Source organism: Streptococcus xiaochunlingii, from assembly GCF_006385805.1.
Taxonomy (GTDB): domain Bacteria; phylum Bacillota; class Bacilli; order Lactobacillales; family Streptococcaceae; genus Streptococcus; species Streptococcus xiaochunlingii.
In genome coordinates, this window is record NZ_VFSG01000001.1 from 1,141,029 (window position 1) to 1,157,154 (window position 16,126).

At 40.9% G+C, this 16,126-nt stretch carries 18 protein-coding genes and 1 pseudogene; 3 read left to right on the forward strand and 16 right to left on the reverse strand.

Features of this window, described 5'->3' with window-relative positions:
• Positions 1-25 precede the first annotated feature (25 nt).
• From FJR71_RS05825 to FJR71_RS05860, 7 genes are all read right to left on the reverse strand, one after another.
• A complete protein-coding gene (locus FJR71_RS05825) occupies positions 26-799 on the reverse strand; it encodes a M15 family metallopeptidase (protein WP_140814313.1) in 774 nt (257 codons plus the stop codon).
• On the reverse strand, positions 792-1,490 hold the full coding sequence (locus FJR71_RS05830) for a histidine phosphatase family protein (protein ID WP_140814314.1): 699 nt from the start codon (positions 1,488-1,490) through the stop codon (positions 792-794). The genes FJR71_RS05825 and FJR71_RS05830 overlap by 8 nt, the downstream gene beginning before the upstream one ends.
• A gap of 41 nt (positions 1,491-1,531) precedes the next feature.
• Positions 1,532-2,248 carry a histidine phosphatase family protein gene (locus FJR71_RS05835; protein ID WP_140814315.1) on the reverse strand — a complete coding sequence of 239 codons (717 nt, stop codon included), beginning with the start codon at positions 2,246-2,248 and terminating at the stop codon, positions 1,532-1,534.
• A gap of 133 nt (positions 2,249-2,381) precedes the next feature.
• Positions 2,382-3,719 (reverse strand): PFL family protein, encoded by a 1,338-nt coding sequence (locus FJR71_RS05840; protein ID WP_140814316.1) that lies wholly within the window; start codon positions 3,717-3,719, stop codon positions 2,382-2,384.
• Between the two features lie 18 nt (positions 3,720-3,737).
• A complete protein-coding gene (locus FJR71_RS05845; RefSeq protein WP_003004214.1) occupies positions 3,738-4,004 on the reverse strand; it encodes an ACT domain-containing protein in 267 nt (88 codons plus the stop codon).
• 282 nt (positions 4,005-4,286) lie between these two features.
• Positions 4,287-5,408, reverse strand: coding sequence for a VanZ family protein (locus FJR71_RS05855; RefSeq protein ID WP_140814317.1), 1,122 nt, complete (start codon positions 5,406-5,408; stop codon positions 4,287-4,289).
• 177 nt (positions 5,409-5,585) lie between these two features.
• A complete protein-coding gene (locus FJR71_RS05860) occupies positions 5,586-6,296 on the reverse strand; it encodes a CPBP family intramembrane glutamic endopeptidase (RefSeq protein WP_140814318.1) in 711 nt (236 codons plus the stop codon).
• Positions 6,297-6,754: 458 nt separating this feature from the next.
• Here FJR71_RS05860 and FJR71_RS05865 point away from each other — a divergent pair, with 458 nt between their 5' ends.
• The gene (locus FJR71_RS05865) at positions 6,755-6,958 is read left to right on the forward strand and encodes a CsbD family protein (RefSeq protein ID WP_129822474.1); all 204 of its coding nucleotides are present in this window, start codon (positions 6,755-6,757) and stop codon (positions 6,956-6,958) included.
• 939 nt (positions 6,959-7,897) lie between these two features.
• Positions 7,898-8,596, forward strand: a complete 699-nt coding sequence (locus FJR71_RS05870) for an ADP-ribosyltransferase (RefSeq protein ID WP_140814319.1) — start codon at positions 7,898-7,900, stop codon at positions 8,594-8,596.
• An 889-nt stretch (positions 8,597-9,485) separates the two neighbouring features.
• Here the strand turns inward: FJR71_RS05870 and FJR71_RS05880 are convergent.
• The 9 genes and pseudogenes from FJR71_RS05880 to rlmB form a co-directional block, all read right to left on the reverse strand.
• A pseudogene (locus FJR71_RS05880) lies at positions 9,486-10,535 on the reverse strand (DUF389 domain-containing protein).
• Positions 10,532-10,855 carry a potassium channel family protein gene (locus tag FJR71_RS05885; protein WP_001253404.1) on the reverse strand — a complete coding sequence of 108 codons (324 nt, stop codon included), beginning with the start codon at positions 10,853-10,855 and terminating at the stop codon, positions 10,532-10,534. The pseudogene FJR71_RS05880 and the gene FJR71_RS05885 overlap by 4 nt, the downstream one beginning before the upstream one ends.
• 13 nt (positions 10,856-10,868) lie before the next feature.
• Positions 10,869-11,210 (reverse strand): hypothetical protein, encoded by a 342-nt coding sequence (locus FJR71_RS05890; RefSeq protein WP_000397556.1) that lies wholly within the window; start codon positions 11,208-11,210, stop codon positions 10,869-10,871.
• The gene (locus FJR71_RS05895) at positions 11,135-11,437 is read right to left on the reverse strand and encodes a TMEM175 family protein (RefSeq protein ID WP_004240734.1); all 303 of its coding nucleotides are present in this window, start codon (positions 11,435-11,437) and stop codon (positions 11,135-11,137) included. The genes FJR71_RS05890 and FJR71_RS05895 overlap by 76 nt, the downstream gene beginning before the upstream one ends.
• Positions 11,438-11,790: 353 nt before the next feature.
• Positions 11,791-12,183 (reverse strand): 30S ribosomal protein S9, encoded by a 393-nt coding sequence (gene rpsI / locus FJR71_RS05900; protein WP_000075969.1) that lies wholly within the window; start codon positions 12,181-12,183, stop codon positions 11,791-11,793.
• Between the two features lie 18 nt (positions 12,184-12,201).
• Entirely contained in the window at positions 12,202-12,648 is a 447-nt protein-coding gene (gene rplM, locus FJR71_RS05905) for a 50S ribosomal protein L13 (protein WP_002876943.1), read from the reverse strand.
• Positions 12,649-12,801: 153 nt separating this feature from the next.
• Positions 12,802-13,665: a DegV family protein gene (locus FJR71_RS05910; protein WP_140814320.1), complete on the reverse strand. Its 864-nt coding sequence runs from the start codon at positions 13,663-13,665 to the stop codon at positions 12,802-12,804.
• Positions 13,662-14,177 (reverse strand): NYN domain-containing protein, encoded by a 516-nt coding sequence (locus tag FJR71_RS05915; protein WP_006595602.1) that lies wholly within the window; start codon positions 14,175-14,177, stop codon positions 13,662-13,664. Before FJR71_RS05915 ends, FJR71_RS05910 begins: the two co-directional genes overlap by 4 nt.
• 29 nt (positions 14,178-14,206) lie before the next feature.
• Complete coding sequence (gene rlmB, locus FJR71_RS05920) at positions 14,207-14,935, reverse strand: 23S rRNA (guanosine(2251)-2'-O)-methyltransferase RlmB (RefSeq protein ID WP_048688495.1); 729 nt, start codon at positions 14,933-14,935, stop codon at positions 14,207-14,209.
• Positions 14,936-15,039: 104 nt separating this feature from the next.
• Between rlmB and FJR71_RS05925 the strand changes: the two genes are divergently transcribed.
• On the forward strand, positions 15,040-16,005 hold the full coding sequence (locus tag FJR71_RS05925; RefSeq protein WP_140814321.1) for an aromatic acid exporter family protein: 966 nt from the start codon (positions 15,040-15,042) through the stop codon (positions 16,003-16,005).
• The last annotated feature ends 121 nt before the right edge of the window (positions 16,006-16,126 follow it).

Genomic DNA, 16,126 nt, shown 5'->3' on the forward strand with positions numbered 1-16,126 from the left:
TAAGACCGATACTAGGCCAAAAAAACTATAAACCTGCTTCTTTCAGCTTTTGAATGTATTCTTCTAAGACCAGTTGGTGCTTGACCATATACTGGGCATTTTCTACACCGACGTAGCGGAAGTGCCAGTTTTCATAGTCTACACCCGTGATCGCGTTTTTCCCTTCTGGATAACGGAGAACAAACCCATATTGTGGCGCCAAGGCAATAATTTGTTGTACTACCTCTTCGGACAGCCCATTTGGGGCACTCATATCAATTGCAAGACCCGTCTGGTGCTCACTAGCTCCTGGAACCTGTACCTGAGCTTGTGCCTGACGTTCTGCTTCTTCATGAGAAAGACCAGTAGCTTCCAACTGTGCTACCTGCTCATTGTAAAGCTCTGTTTGCTCCTCCACACTTCGATAACCGGAAATCAAGGACTCCTCAGGAGCAACTGCCCTTGCCGCCGCTAAAAATTGTTTGGTTTGTTCTGCAATCCGACTATCCACCTTGATTTCTTCAACGTCGACTAACTGAGGATTCAGCTCGGCTAACTTGTTGTCTCGGTTGACCAGGACTAGGTTCCAATCCTTACTAGAAACTTGGGGAAGATCTGTTTTAGGTTTTTCTTCCTTTTTCTCAACCTTTTTTGGAATGCTTGTTTCTACTTTTTTATCTTCAACAGAGCCCATATGAAGCCATTGAGGTTTCAAATAGAAAATACCCACTCCTGCTCCAATTAGACAGATGCCTAAACAGCAGAGTACGATCCAGCTAACTTTCTTTTCTCTTTTCTTGGCAAGTTTATATTTAGTCATGATTTCCCTCTAACCATTTTGCTCCAACCTGGCGGTATGACAGATCTCCAACTGCTTCTAGTTTAAATTGGCCATCTTCATACTCAATAACAGTCACACTACCATTGTCCAAGACCAATTCTTTAAAGGCTTTTGGATCAATCAGGTAAATCAAGGTACTGATGGTCATCCCATGACTGACCACGATGGCATTCCCGCCACCCTTAGACTCGACATCCTTAGCAATTGCCGTAAAGCCATCCAAGATGCGGTCACGAAGGGTTTCCCAGGACTCTGCCCAGCCGGCTGTGTCCACTTCGACAATCCCTTCTGCCAACTCCATCAAGCTCAAATGATGGAAGTCATCAACCCGAAAGACACGTGGCAAAACGCCCAAAAAGAGTTCCCCGTCATAGGCTCCATCAAAACTTCCAAAGCACCATTCGCGGATGCGCTTATCATAACGGTAAGGAATCTTACCCGTTAACCCTAATTCTTCTAGCACAATCCCCATGGTTTGAATGGTTCGACCGGAGTCGCTGGACACGGCTTGTTGGAAATGAATCCCGGCTTCACGTAGACCAATCCCCAATTCGTGAATCCCTCGTTCGCCGGCTTCTGTCAAGGGACTATCAGACCAACCTTGGGCGCGACCAATGGTATTAAACATGGTTTTTCCATGACGGGCAATATACAATTTTGTCTTTGCCATTTTTATCCTCCTGCAATTGTTTTCTTCTTATGTAAGGTTTCTTATTTTTTTACATCAAGTTCTTCTGAGTGGGCTGCTAACCAGTTAGCACCCAGCTTGCGATAAGACTCATCTCCGATAGTCTGGATCAAGAAGTGTCCATTTTCGTATTCTACTAAGGTGACACTACCATTTTCAACCCTTGGATCCAACTCAATCTCTGGATTCAAAATACAAACAAAGGAACCGATGGTCATGCTGTGACTAACAACCAAGGCATTTCCACCACCCTTGGCTTCAACTTCCTTGGCAATCTCCTCAAAGCCATCTACAATCCGTTTTTTCAACACATCCCATGGTTCAGCCCAACCGGCTGTATCTACTTGGTAGATTCCATTCGCCAGTTCTTCCAGGGTAAGTTTCTTATAGTCTTCAATATCTAGAACCCGAGGAACGACTCCACGGAAAAGTTCCCCTCCGTAGGCACCATCAAAACTTCCAAAACACCATTCCCGGATCTTTTTGTTGAAAGTATAAGGAATCTGATCTGTGAGCCCAAGCTCGTCTAAAACAATTCCCATGGTTCGAATAGCACGACCTGAATCGCTGGAAACAGCACGGACAAAGTCCAAACCAGATTCTCTCAAACCAACCCCCAATTCACGGATACCTTCTTCTCCTTGAGCAGTTAAAGGTGTATCCGACCAACCTTGGGCACGACCTATCGTATTAAACATGGTTTTTCCATGCCGAATAATAAATAATCTTGTTTTCGCCATGTGATCTCCTTTTACGCCCTTCTATTATATCATTTTTTATAAGGAAACTGGCAGCGATGACCTCTCGATTCACTTTCACTTCCTCGACCAACATTAAAAGCCCTGAGCAAAAATCCTGCTCCAGGGCCATTTTTTAATTTTTAAAACTATGAACTGGGGCCGGAATTTGACCACCACGGGCAATAAAGTCAGCTGACGAAGCCTTGTTGACCTTCATCACTGGAGCAGACCCAAGAAGTCCTCCGAGCTCTAACATATCGCCTTCTTTTCCATAAGGAATGATCCGAACGGCTGTTGTCTTTTGGTTGATGACCCCGATTGCTGCTTCATCCGCGATCATGGCCGCAATGGTTGTAGCTGGTGTATCTGCTGGGATGGCAATCATATCCAGACCGACGGAACAGATAGCTGTCATGGCTTCCAATTTTTCCAGGTTGATATGACCTGATTGGACCGCCGCAATCATCCCTTCATCTTCTGAGACCGGAATGAAGGCACCCGACAACCCACCGACTTGGTTACAAGCCATGATGCCGCCTTTTTTCACTTGGTCATTGAGCAGAGCCAGCGCTGCTGTTGTCCCGTGGGTTCCTACTACTTCAAGCCCCATGGCTTCAAGGACACGGGCTACAGAGTCTCCAACAGCTGGTGTTGGTGCGAGAGACAAGTCTACAATCCCAAACTCAACACCGAGACGTTCACTAGCCATTTGACCCACTAATTGTCCGACACGGGTAATCTTGAAGGCTGTCTTCTTGACGGTTTCCGCCAATACATCAAAGCTAGCTCCTGGAACTTTTTCAATGGCCCGTTGGACAACACCAGGCCCTGAAACCCCAACGTTGATTACGACATCCGCTTCACCGACACCGTGGAAGGCTCCCGCCATAAAGGGATTATCTTCTACCGCATTGGCAAAAACTACGAGCTTACCAGGCCCCATTGGATCTGCTTGGGAAGCTTTTTTAATGATGCGCCCCATGTCTCTGACAGCGGTCATATTGATCCCCGTCTTGGTCGATCCGATATTGACTGAAGAGCAGACAAAATCTGTCTCCGCAAGAGCACGAGGAATGGAATTAATGAGGATCTCATCCCCTTTTTGGTAGCCTTTTTGAACCAGAGCTGAGAAACCACCGATAAAGTTGACCCCAACTTCTTTCGCCGCACGATCCAACGCCTTGGCAAAGGGTACATAGTCTGTCGCATTAGTGGCTGCCCCGATAATGGAAATCGGAGTGACCGAAACCCGTTTATTTACAATAGGGATCCCAAGTTCTGCCGCGATCTCATCCCCAACAGCCACTAAGTCCTTGGCCTTTGTCACAATCTTCTGGTAGACTTTTTCTGCCGCCTTATCGATATCCGGATCAATACAATCTAGAAGGGAGATCCCCATGGTGATGGTCCGAACATCGAAGTTCTGCTCGTCAATCATGGCAATGGTTTCTGTTACCTGTCTAATGTCCATAAATTCTCAACCCCTATCTTACAAATTGTGCATGGCATCAAAAATCGCTGCGCTTTGGATATTGATTTTCACATGAAGAGACTGACCGAATTCTTCCAACTCTGAACGGAGCTGTGTGAAATCTTTTTTCTCATCGGACGATACGACCGCCATCATGGTAAAGTATTCATCCAATACAGTTTGAGAGATATCATCGATATTGAGTCCTAATTCTGCCACTTTCGTTGCAACACCCGCTACGATTCCTTTTTGGTCTTTACCAACGACTGTAATAATTGCTTTCATTTCACTGCTCCATTCTATCTATTTGCTTCCATTGTAGCACATTCCCCTTAAAATCGCCCTTCTCAACTGGGAACGTTAGGATATTTTTACGTGTATAAACAATAAAGAGGCTGGGACAAAAGTCCTAGCCTCTTTATTGTTTTTGGATTGTCGAGCAAGACGCAGTGGTTGAGTGGGCTCTACTACGCTGATTTCATCAGCTTTTACAGCCCTACTCAACTGTGCGGAGGTGAGACGACGAAATCGAATTCTAACGAATTACCGATTTCTGTCCCACTCTCTCTATTTTGACGATTCGGTTTCATCCTTTAGGATACCTTCCTTCACGCGCACGGTACTCTCATACTCGGCTCCAGCTAGACGGTCAAAGGGAAAGCGACGACTGAGCAAGATGATGGCAAGGGTGAGGATCAGGTACAATAAGAGCACAAAGAAGAGCAATAAAATCATAGATAGAGTCAAAAGGGAATTGTCCGTCAAATCCTGATTCAAAAGCGAGATCAAATAGAACAAACCTTGGGGAATCCAGTAGAAATAGCCAACCACTAGGATTCCTCGCCAGATGGTGCGAAGCCCTTTTTGCTTGTCAAAACGCAAGCGGAATTTCAGTAAAGCCATTCCCAAGGTTTTGCCCCGCCACAAGGGAAGCAAGCTAAAGTATAGCACCAAAACCGCTACATAAGGAATCATCTCTAAACGCTCGATTACCGCATAAAGCAAGGATAGCATCACAAAGTCGATCAAGAAGGCAAGACCCATCCGGAAACCAGATACTTTCGTCCCTACTCGGAAAGAATGCTCGTCAATTTCGTCTCTTGTTGGCAATAACCAAACCAGGAACCAACCGAGCAGATAGCCCACTCCACCACCGGTGGTATTTTGAATAATGTCATCGACATCTGCTAGACGGTAAGGACCCGGATACATAAAATAGAGACCTGATAACTGGGTCAGCTCCAAAAAGAGACTAAAGAGGGCTGTTAGGAGAATCGTTTTCTTAAAACCACACTTGAAATAATAGCGCAGATACATCCCAAAAGGAATCAACATTAGGACATTAAAGGCAGGCACATAAAAAGTTGGATGCTTGATAGCCTGAAGCCAAGTGCTTGTCTGCGCTATATCAAAAGGACTCTCCTTGAAAAAATCTACCACAAAAGCAAAGGGATAAAGATTGATCATTTCCGAGTAGCTAGTATGGATCTTACTCGGATCTGGCAGAGGCAAGACCACCAAGAGATAGACCGTCATCAAGTAAAGCATAAAAGAATAGAAAATCAGCACCCGCAATTTATTGACCGAACCATATTTTCGATAATTCAAAATCATGTAGGGCAAGGTCAGCAAAAAGGCCAGGAAAGGAAAGATCTGAACAGCTGTTTTGATTGTAGAAATGTATCCCATTGTGTCTCCCATTTACCGTTATAAAATCACCTTTTGCACAATGACAAAAGGTGATTTCTTCATTGATATAGAATATTATACGGCCTAGTAGAGGAAGAGTCAAGGAAGTATGATGAAAACCTCGCTCAATAGTTGGCTCCTCTAACTCCCATTTCACGCCCGGCCACAGAGACAAGGTTATTTAACAAGAAAATGCCAGTAGATATAATTGAAGATGAAAATCCAGATCGGTTTCCAAAAAGTGAGAAAATTGCTAAAGGCATGCAAGAAGATGGGCAACCGGATATCTTTAGTTTTCTTATAGACAGCTGCGAAGAAGAGTCCTGAACAGAAATAAAGAGAAAAGGTTACAGGATCCCGATATTGATGGATCAGATGAAAGGCCGCAAAGAGAAAACCCGAAAGCAAAACATCTAAATGAAACTTACTTTCTTTAAAGAAGACATTCATCAGATAGACTCTAAAAATAAATTCTTCTATCATAGGAGATGTAACAGTTGCTAGGACAAAAAACAAAGTACCCGAAATACCCGGGCCATTTAGATAAATGGAGGATGGCAATTTGGTTTGATGAACGACAGGAACCAGCAAATCCTGAAAAGTTTGCAACACCCATCTTTCAACAAAGAACCACAAGAGCACCAGAGCAAAATACCCCAGATAGTGCCACTTCCATTTCTGTATATTTGAACGGACGACTATCTTCTGTCTTTTGAACCAAAATAGAATGCCGATGAGAAGCAAAGAGTAGAGAATCAAATAGATGAAATAAAGAAAACTTACATCACCATTGAAAACTCCAGTTAGGTAGATACCAAGGCCTTCAATCCCAAAAACAAATAGATATAACAGGAACAGTAAAGCGACTCCATGTTTGGCATATTTCATATCATCTTTTCTCCAATATCATTCTTCCATTCAATTATGTACAAGTATAGCACATAGAAAAACTTGTAAGCAAGGAAGCCCTTAATTGTACCTTCTTGAACAGAAAGTGTCATCTTCTTTTGTTATTTACTCCGCTTTGATAGGAGAAAACAACCGTTTAGATTTTCTAGCCTGACGATTCTACAATGTATTATCCCTTAATCATCTGGAGGATTTTGTTTTGAAATAGCTGAAGACCGATGTTTCTTCAAATAGAAAACAAAGCGGCGACCTATTCATCCCTCTTTTTCACGATATCGTAAGGACTCACTCCAACTTTCAGAATACCGTAGCGAATATTTGACTTTCCATTTCAGAGGGTATATACTTATATTAATCTGAACTAAATAGTTTTAATTTTTTAAATGAACTGTCTTGAACTCAGATTAAAAAACTATTTACTTAACGGAGGTGGCGCTATGTCATTAGAAGATAAATTAAACCAAGTTAAAGGTTCTGTTAAGGAAGGTCTCGGTAAAATAACCGGCGACACAAAAACAGAAGCTGAAGGCGTTGCTGAAAAAGTTGCTTCAAAAGCAAAAGAAGTTGCTGAAGACGCAAAAGAAGCTGTTGAAGGAGCTATCAACGGTGTGAAAAACATCCTTCACAAAGACGAAAACTAATCGTTAACGTGCTAAAACCACCCTATTTTCTGCAGTCCTATTTGACTGAGGGAGATGGGGTGGTTTTTGTTTATCTTTGATTTAGTTTGGGCATAAGAAAAAGAACACCCCGAAAGGTGCTCTTTGTATGTATTGTAATTCTGTTGAATGAACGTTTAGAGTGCAGTGGTTGCCATCCAATCAAACATCGCTACGCTTGTTTTCTTGGGGCAACTGTGCATAGCATATCTCTACGCGACTAAAGTCGCTAGAGCTATCCTAATTGCGCACCGCCAGTTCTGATACAAAAAACACCTTGCAAGATGCAAAGTGTTTTCGTTTGTATTCTGTATTCCAGTAACGAATTAACGTTTAGAGAACTGGCTAGCTTTACGAGCTTTCTTAAGACCTGGTTGGGGCACCACTTATTTCATCTAATTTCAAAGTGCTTTAAAATCAACGTTTTCATAACTTTTCAAAAAATAAAATTTTAACTAATTTCAATCAGTTTCATTAAAATAAGGTAAACTTTCATAAAAAATAAGCGAAAATCGAACCAGAATATCAAAAATTTACCTTATTTAGTTTTTACAGAAGTGAAATAGGGATTCAACACGAATCAATACATTAGAAAAACGCTGATTTAAAGCGTTTTTTCTTTATTTAAATTCCAAAGTAGTGCAATAAAAATCAACCTAATGACTACATTTTGTGAATAAATTAGATGTTCGGATATATAGAAAATGCTCTAGTCATATTGTCCAGAGCATTTTAGGATAGGAAATTAAGCGATTCTGTGGTAAACTGAGCCATAGGAATAAATCTCTTTCTAGAAATGTTTAACAACTCTATTATAACGGCTCTATTTCTTTTTTTATTGACACAACTTATTTTACGCTACCGTGAAATGATTATTAATATAATTATATAAAATTTAAAAATATTGTGAGGTATTATTGCATGAAAAAATATTTTAATAAAATTTGGAATTATTTTTGGATTCACTACATCTTAAATAAACCGATACAATACTCTGGTCTAAAAGGCAATAAGATGGATTATGAGTCATGGGATGAAATTGCACCATATAAGGGCAAAATTTCTAAAACCTCTTATGAAAATATGAGTGACAAAGAACGTGAGAAATATACTGAGAGAGTTAAAGAATTCGCTCATAGATATATAAATGTATCTCCAAAGAAGTATGTTCCAAATAGTAACAACAAATATACTCCAGAGTATTCAATCTGTCATTTCTCAGAAGCATTAAATAAAGATTTAAGAAAAGATTTACAAAATGAAGAAGCTTGTGAATATAGTAATGCAATTAAAAAATATAGTTTAATGAATGATATAGTTGTGTACAGAGGTATAGATGATTCAGTTCTGAATCAAACTAAAGAAGCGGCTCTGTTTATTAATGACATTGATATGTATGAAAAGGGGTTTTTGCATACATCGCTCACAAAAGCAACCATTCAAAAAACAGAACGTATTTTGAGAATTTTATTGCCAAAGGGCACATGTGCCTTCTATGCTGGAAATGTGAATGGAGAGATTGAGTCTTTCCAGGAAGTAGTGGTTCAACGTGGAGCAAAGTTAAGAATTCTTGGAGAAGATGGGATCTATATTAATTGCCTTTTAATTGATACAGAATGATTATTTTAATTTGAGCTAAAGAGATTTCAATAGTAGATTATTTTCACACTTACCGTTAGAAGCAATTCACCCCTTTTTATGATGTCATCCGATTTTTTAGAGTTTTTAAGTTTAGGAAGTGTGTTTAGAGCTGTTTTAGTACAATTTAAAGACTTGCTAATATATTTATATTTCAAACTAAGTAATAAGAAAGATTGTAAAGGTTTATAGTCAGTTAAAATTTAAAAATAATTTCTGTACTAATAAATTTTAAGTAAATCCTGAGTCTCTACCTATTTTTCAATAACAGGAAAGAATGCTGATATAATAAGGTTTATAAAGGGATTATTTAATTTTTACAGAGGTGAAATAGGGGTTCACTACACGTCAATAGATGTTAGAAACCTTGATTTTAAGCGATTCTTGAAATTCTAAATTTCACTACATTGCAATATAAATCAACCGAATCACTACCTTTTTCACTACCTTTTTTGAAATAAGAATAATGATTCGGATATATAAAAGAAGAGGAACTTTATTGTGAAGCTCCTCTTTTTGTTATGTGTTCTTTTTCTCACAGATCGTATGACCTGGTTTGGAAAGTATGAATTTCAGTTGGACTAAAAACAGCGTAATATCAAGACTTTTCTCCGCTTTTATAAAAGCGTTTTTCCAATCAAATTCAACTAATTTTATCTAAATGGTGTGGATTTTACCCCCAAAATTACAGAGAATGGAGCTGATAAACACTAAACGTTCACACCATTAGTTAAATGATTTTTTTCATCATTTTTCTTAGATGATAGAACTTCTAATTTATTTCTTATTCAAGCAAAAACAACCTGCTATAAGTAAGAAAGAGGAAGATACAAGAAAAACACGGCGTAAAAACCGATTCAGTTCATTGTCCTCAATCCTTGTCTGCTTCATTTTCTTTTACGAGATCGTTTTGTGAATCTTTTTCAGAGAGTTTTTGATCAATATACTTGTCAATGTTTTCATAAAATTCCTTGGTCGCTTCACTATCTAATGTTGGCGAGTTCTGAACTTGATTCACTTTCAATTGAACAGATTGAATACCGTAAGAGGCTTGTTTTTGGTGGAGTGTTTCTAATTCTTCTTCTGAAATCGGATCTCCAACAACCGTCAAGACCAATTCATTGTTACTTGACTTGTAGACTTGATTAATAACCGTATAATTGGCGAACTCTTTTCCTACAAACTGTTTGATCCCTTCTTTGCGCGCTTGTTCTATTGTCAGAGTAACTGCCGAATAGCTAGCTGGAAGAATCAACAATACAATCAAAGAAATCAAGCCAATTCTCATTTTAATGCTCAGCTCTTTAAATGAAGTTAAAGGAGATTTTCTCATCAAAATTCTTGTTCCAACAATGTTGGCTAGCATGATAAAGACACAGTTGATCAAGAAAAGATAGAGAGCCCCCAATAAAAATCGTACATTCCCATTAGCTAAACCATAGCCAGCAGTACAGATAGGCGGCATCAAAGCTGTAGCAATGGCTACTCCTGGCACGATATTGTTTGCTTCTTTTTTCCTTGAACCGATCACACCAGCAATCCCACCAGCAATAGCAATGAGAACATCCTAAATGGTTGGAGAGGTTCGTGCGATCAACTCGCTACTTGCATAAGACAAGGGAGAAATCCAGAAATACAGAGTCGAGACAAGCAAACTGACCAACACTTGAGTCAATAAAACCTCTAGAGATTGCTTGATTAAACGCGTATCAAAAATAGCTAAACCGAATCCCAGTCCAACAATCGGTGTCATGAGAGGTGAAATTAACATGGCTCCAATAATAACAGCTGTTGAATTCATATTTAGACCGATAGAGGCAATAAAAATTGCACACATCAAAATCGCTGTATCTCTCAATCGAACATGAAGGTCATCGTATAATTTCTCACGGTATTCCCGTGTTGAATAATTGGCAGTCATTTGTCCTCTCCTCTTTCCTTATTTAAATCGGTATAATAATTAATAATAACAGCTGATAAACAGCCAAAAAATATGAGCCCATAAATCGTCAAGAAGACACTGGTAATCCTTCCAATCAAGGTCACAGCTAGGAGATCCCCGTAGCCGACAGTCGTCGAAGTCACAAAAGCATACCAAAGACCGTCTCCGTAATTTGTGATAGCAGGTTCAACTAGGAAAAGCACGCCTCCTGACCCAAAAACAAAGGTCACAAAACTCAGAGCAAACCGAGTAAAACCCGTAACCTGTATAATATGCCATAACATTTTTAAACGTCTCATTTGTTCTCCTTATTCATACTAGCTCCTGACCGAGCCGTTTTTTCCAATAATCAAAGTGAAGATAGGACATGATCTCCATCAGAGAAAGATAGACAAACTGATAGATCTGATTTAAGCTGATTATCAACTGATATTGTTTGAAAAATGACTGGAAGAAAGACCAGATATGACTGTCTTGAATCAGTCCCTTCTTAACATCAGACAGGATATTAGCTAAAGCTCCCAAGGACTGAAACGGTAAATCCTTGACATTTATATAGATCCGGTCCACCACATCATTCAGACTGGTATCTTGGATGGCATGAAATTCTCCAAAGAGAACTCCTGCCGCTCCAAGAGTAGAAACAAATTCCACCAAATAATTTCTGAGGAAATTTTCTCAACCTTTTCCCATAATGTGTTTAGTGCCATCCATAACGATCCCAACCAGAAAAAGGAAAGAAAACAAGCAAAGAAATTTTGCCGTAAATCCCAAAAAGCTTCAAGACTTGGTGTTGTTGGTTTTTCTAACTCTAAAATCAAGATGGTCATAATAATTGCTAGAACAGCATCTGTCAATACAATTAATCTGTCTTTCTTCATCGGATTGCATCCCCTTTCTTTTTTGTAACATTCTATCTTATCGCATAATATTGGATATTCTTTCATAATCCGACTACAAACAAAAATAAACCAAAAAGTCTGTCCCTATTATGCTATATTTAACTCTAGAAGTATTCATCCATCTAATTAATAAATATATCATATTTCACAATAAATGAATACTATCAAAGATTCATCCCCTTTCACTTCATCATTTAGTGTTGCTTAGATTTATCAAAAACAACCAAATTTGTATTAATTTCAAGTATCACCTAGTTACAAAAATTTGGGGTGAACAGAAAAAGCATCCCGTATTTTTGATACGAAATGCTTTCAATAAGTGTAAATAAGTTTTAACGTTTACTAAATTGTGATGCTTTACGGGCCTTTTTCAAGCCTGGTTTCTTACGCTCAACTTTACGTGAGTCACGTGTAAGAAGTCCTGCGCGTTTCAATGAATCGCGGAAGTCTGGGTCTACTTGAAGAAGGGCACGAGCGATACCGTGACGGATTGCTCCTGCTTGACCAGCGTATCCACCACCTACAACGTTAACGAAAACGTCGTATGAACCTACAGTTGAAGTAACTGCGAATGGTTGGTTGATTACAAGACGAAGGTCAGCGTGTGGGATGTACTCTTCAACATCTTTTTTGTTAACAGTGATTTTACCAGTTCCTGGAACAAGGCGAACGCGTGCAACAGCGTTTTTACGACGTCCAGTACCTGCATATTGTGCTTGTGACATACTTTATTGTTCCTTTCCTTAGATAAGTCCTGAAATATCAAGAACTTCTGGTTGTTGTGCAGCGTGAGTGTGCTCAGCTCCAACGAATACTTTCAATTTCATACCTTGAGCGCGGCCAAGAGTATTGTGTGGAAGCATACCTTTAACTGATTTCTCGATCAAACGTACTGCATTTTTAGAACGAAGTTCACCAGCAGAGATTGATTTCAATCCACCTGGGTGGTTTGAGTGAGTGTAGTAGATCTTATCAGTTGCTTTTTTACCAGTCAATTTAACTTTTTCAGCATTGATAACGATTACGAAGTCACCTGTATCAGTGTGTGGTGTGAATGTTGGTTTGTTTTTTCCGCGAAGTACGCTAGCAACAACTGCTGAAAGGCGTCCAAGAGGTACATCAGTTGCGTCAACAACGTACCATTTGCGTTCTACTTGGCCTGGTTTAGCCATGAATGTAGTTTTGTTCATGATTTCTCCTATTATGAATATCGTTTTTGTTTACAGGGCGGATGTTCCGGTCCGCAAGTTATTTGAAAGGTTCCGGGGCCTTACAAATGGGGTAAACAATACCGCCTACTATTGTATCAAAATTCTCAGATAAAAGTCAACCGATTTGAAAAATTATTTGCGATTTTCTTTTCCTATGACAAAGCCAATCAAGGAATTAGGGCCGACGTGGGCTGCAATGACGGGCCCCAAAGGCATGATCAAAACTTGGGAGATGGCTGGATTCTCCAACAATTGAGCCTTGAGCTCTTCCGCTCCTGCTAGATCATCAGTATAAGAAACCAAAGCTGTGCTGTGGCCGATATCCTCTTGGATGAGTGAAACCATTTCCCGCACGGCTTTTTTACGTCCACGAACTTTGGCTATAGGGGCTAACTTGCCTTCTGCATCAATCCAAAGAAGGGGTTTAATGTTGACCAAACTTCCGACGATAGCTGAACTCTTAGAGAGACGTCCTCCGCGCATAAGGTGGTAGAGATCATCCACCAAGAAATAGGTCCGCAACTTAGGAGCGACTTCCATTAGTTCCTCTTTTACCTGATCCAAACTCTTGCCGGCATCACGCGCCTCAACCGCTAGCATGGACAAGTAGCCCTCTCCAATCCCTGCAGCTTTTGGATCGATGATTTCAATCACAGCTTCTGGGTAGTCTTCAAGGATTAAGTCTCTTGCCATGACCGCACTCTGGTAGGTCCCTGACAAGACTGAAGAGAAGGCGATATAAAGGAGGTCTTCCTTGCGCTGAGCATAACCCTTGAAAATCTCTTGGAATTGCCCAACATTGACCTGGCTGGTCGTTGGTTTAGCACCCTTTTGCATTTCTGCTAATAATTGGGGGCTAGTAAGTTTGTCTGGACCTACTGTCTCATAATGAGTCCCATCGACTTGGATCGACAAACCGACGATCTCTACATCATGCTCCTTTGCCCATGTTTCATCTAAATCTGCAGTTGAATCTGTTAAAATTTTAAAGGTCATTTACTTGCTCCCATCTCTTTTTGTAGTTGACGTAGGCCCTCTTGGTCAAAAGGCCGTATCGGTGGTTTTTGATCGTTGACGGCTCCTCGCGCTTGGTTCAAGTCGGCTTTAACAACAGCGACCCGTTTCTCCAACTCCCGCGCTGAAACACGGAGCGCTCCTTGAGCAAAGACTGTCCATTGCTCATTCAAGTCACTTGTCGCGACTGATACTTGGTGGAGGGGGGTATTGAGCTCTGCTGCCAAGCGTTCAATGTAGTCATCGGCGGTCTCCTCCTCCGCTGTGAAAACCACTTGGACCTGAAATTCTTCGTAGGTCTGGCGAATCCCTGGCATGTATTGGGCATCAAAGACACAAATCACGCGAATGCCTTCAAAGCTGGCATAGTGGCTAAGCTTCTCTAGGAGGATCGTTCGTGCAGCATCTAACTCACTCTTCTTAAAGAGCTGGCGGGTTTCCTGCCAGAAGGCAATCATGTTGTAGCCGTCCACTAACAAAATTTTTTCTTTCATGGATTGCCCCCTTCCTTTGATTTCTTCTATTATAATTTATTGCGAAAGACCTCATACATAAGGATCGCTGCTGCGACACTGGCATTTAGACTTTGGACATGCCCCTGCATAGGAATAGTAATCATTTCATCCACTTGTTTTTTTATATTGGCTGAAATCCCCTTGCCTTCGTTGCCAATAATGAGGGCTAGCTTCCCACTGGTATTCCATTTGTGAGATGGCGTTCCATTCATATCAGTTCCAAAGATCCAAAAACCTGCTTCTTTGAGCTTGTCCAAGGTTTGGCTAAGGTTGGTTACTCGAGCAATAGGGACATGCTCCACTGCCCCAGTTGAGGTCTTGGCAACAACAGGGGTCACCCCAACAGCACGGTGCTTAGGAATGATGACTCCCGCTACCTGGGTCGCATCTGCTGTTCGCAGGATGGATCCCAAGTTATGCGGATCGGTCAAGCCATCCAAAATCAAGAGCAAGGGATTGTCTTGATTAGCTACTTGGGTCAAGATCTCAGTCAAGTCCGTATAGGCAAATTCCGAAACCCGCAAGACAAAACCTTGGTGGACAGCTCCTTCTGTCATTTCTTGCAAGGTCTTCTTAGGGGTCCAAGAAATGGAGACCTTTTTTTCCGCTGCTAGATCTTTGATTTTTTCTACATTTTTTCCACGCAAATCATCCTGGATATACAATTTATTTCCTGTATTTGCGACTAGTGCTTCTGTAACGGCATGAACGCCATAAACAATATCGTTTTTTTCCATGAAACTAGTATAACACAATTGCCATATCTGGTGAAACATTTGGAGTAGGGCACTTTGCTTGTGGTATAATGAAACTAGTTTAGAAAAAGGAAAGAATCAGCATTATGCCACTTATTCACCGAACCATCAAGATGGTTCTCGCCACCTGTTTGGCCATCTTGCTTGCAGAGTTTTTGGGTCTGTCCTACGCCACCTCTGCGGGGATCATTGCCATTCTCAGCATTAGCGATACCCGTAGAAGTACCGCCAAACTAGCCTATAATCGCTTCATGTCCATGCTTCTTGCCCTCCTCCTTGGAAGCTTAGCCTTTCAGATTCTCAGCTTCAATCTCTGGGCCCTTGGTCTTTATCTGGCCACCTATGTCCCCCTTGCTTTCCTACAAGGCTGGGAAATTGGTATCACGCCCAGCTCTGTCCTGGTTACCCATCTCCTGCTAGAAAAATCCACTTCCCTTTCTTTATTGGGAAATGAAGTAGCTATTTTCCTAATCGGAACCAGCTTTGCCCTCCTAGCCAATCTCTATATGCCTTCTCGACAGGAAGAAATTGATCGCTATCATGAAATTGTCGAGGAGCAACTCAAGAAGATTCTCTATCGCTTTGCAGAGTTTCTAGGAAAAGGAGATGGGAGCAACGATGCTAGCTTGATTCGTGAGCTAGATACCATCTTAAAAGAAGCTCTCGATTTAGTCTATTTAGACCACTCCAATCACCTCTTCCATCAGACCAACTACCATATCCATTATTTTGAGATGCGCAAGCACCAAAATAATATCCTGCGGGACATGGCCAACAACGTAAACAACTGTCAATTAGCCGCGAGCGAGAGTCTTATTTTGGCCCAACTCTTTGCTAAAACAGCCAGCCAGCTCAGTCAGGAAAATCCAGCCCAATTCCTACTTGACGAAATCAACCGCTATCTAGCAGTCTTTCGTGAGCGACCTCTCCCTCGATCTCGTCAAGAATTTGAAACCCGAGCGACCCTTCTGCAACTCCTCCGTGATCTTGAAACCTTCATCTCCATCAAGGTGGAATTCTATCAAAATTACCAGGAGGAACTGCAAGCATGAGTTCTGCTCATATACAGAAAGAGGCCAAATGTTTCGGCTTCTTTTTATCTTTTTCTTGATCCTACTCTACTCCTTTCCTCAGAAAATTATTCTAAAACCCCTATTGAAAGCGCTGTCATAA

What these genes read in the sequence shown, in the direction of transcription:
- rplM (WP_002876943.1), bottom strand. Translation starts at nt 12,648, where the DNA reads ATGAACAAAACTACATTCATGGCTAAACCAGGCCAAGTAGAACGCAAA.
- FJR71_RS05860 (WP_140814318.1), bottom strand. Translation starts at nt 6,296, where the DNA reads ATGAAATATGCCAAACATGGAGTCGCTTTACTGTTCCTGTTATATCTA.
- FJR71_RS05865 (WP_129822474.1), top strand. Translation starts at nt 6,755, where the DNA reads ATGTCATTAGAAGATAAATTAAACCAAGTTAAAGGTTCTGTTAAGGAA.
- FJR71_RS05845 (WP_003004214.1), bottom strand. Translation starts at nt 4,004, where the DNA reads ATGAAAGCAATTATTACAGTCGTTGGTAAAGACCAAAAAGGAATCGTA.
- FJR71_RS05835 (WP_140814315.1), bottom strand. Translation starts at nt 2,248, where the DNA reads ATGGCGAAAACAAGATTATTTATTATTCGGCATGGAAAAACCATGTTT.
- FJR71_RS05840 (WP_140814316.1), bottom strand. Translation starts at nt 3,719, where the DNA reads ATGGACATTAGACAGGTAACAGAAACCATTGCCATGATTGACGAGCAG.
- FJR71_RS05830 (WP_140814314.1), bottom strand. Translation starts at nt 1,490, where the DNA reads ATGGCAAAGACAAAATTGTATATTGCCCGTCATGGAAAAACCATGTTT.
- FJR71_RS05885 (WP_001253404.1), bottom strand. Translation starts at nt 10,855, where the DNA reads ATGAGACGTTTAAAAATGTTATGGCATATTATACAGGTTACGGGTTTT.
- FJR71_RS05855 (WP_140814317.1), bottom strand. Translation starts at nt 5,408, where the DNA reads ATGGGATACATTTCTACAATCAAAACAGCTGTTCAGATCTTTCCTTTC.
- rlmB (WP_048688495.1), bottom strand. Translation starts at nt 14,935, where the DNA reads ATGGAAAAAAACGATATTGTTTATGGCGTTCATGCCGTTACAGAAGCA.
- FJR71_RS05925 (WP_140814321.1), top strand. Translation starts at nt 15,040, where the DNA reads ATGCCACTTATTCACCGAACCATCAAGATGGTTCTCGCCACCTGTTTG.
- FJR71_RS05870 (WP_140814319.1), top strand. Translation starts at nt 7,898, where the DNA reads ATGAAAAAATATTTTAATAAAATTTGGAATTATTTTTGGATTCACTAC.
- FJR71_RS05895 (WP_004240734.1), bottom strand. Translation starts at nt 11,437, where the DNA reads ATGAAGAAAGACAGATTAATTGTATTGACAGATGCTGTTCTAGCAATT.
- FJR71_RS05915 (WP_006595602.1), bottom strand. Translation starts at nt 14,177, where the DNA reads ATGAAAGAAAAAATTTTGTTAGTGGACGGCTACAACATGATTGCCTTC.
- FJR71_RS05825 (WP_140814313.1), bottom strand. Translation starts at nt 799, where the DNA reads ATGACTAAATATAAACTTGCCAAGAAAAGAGAAAAGAAAGTTAGCTGG.
- FJR71_RS05910 (WP_140814320.1), bottom strand. Translation starts at nt 13,665, where the DNA reads ATGACCTTTAAAATTTTAACAGATTCAACTGCAGATTTAGATGAAACA.
- rpsI (WP_000075969.1), bottom strand. Translation starts at nt 12,183, where the DNA reads ATGTCACAAGCACAATATGCAGGTACTGGACGTCGTAAAAACGCTGTT.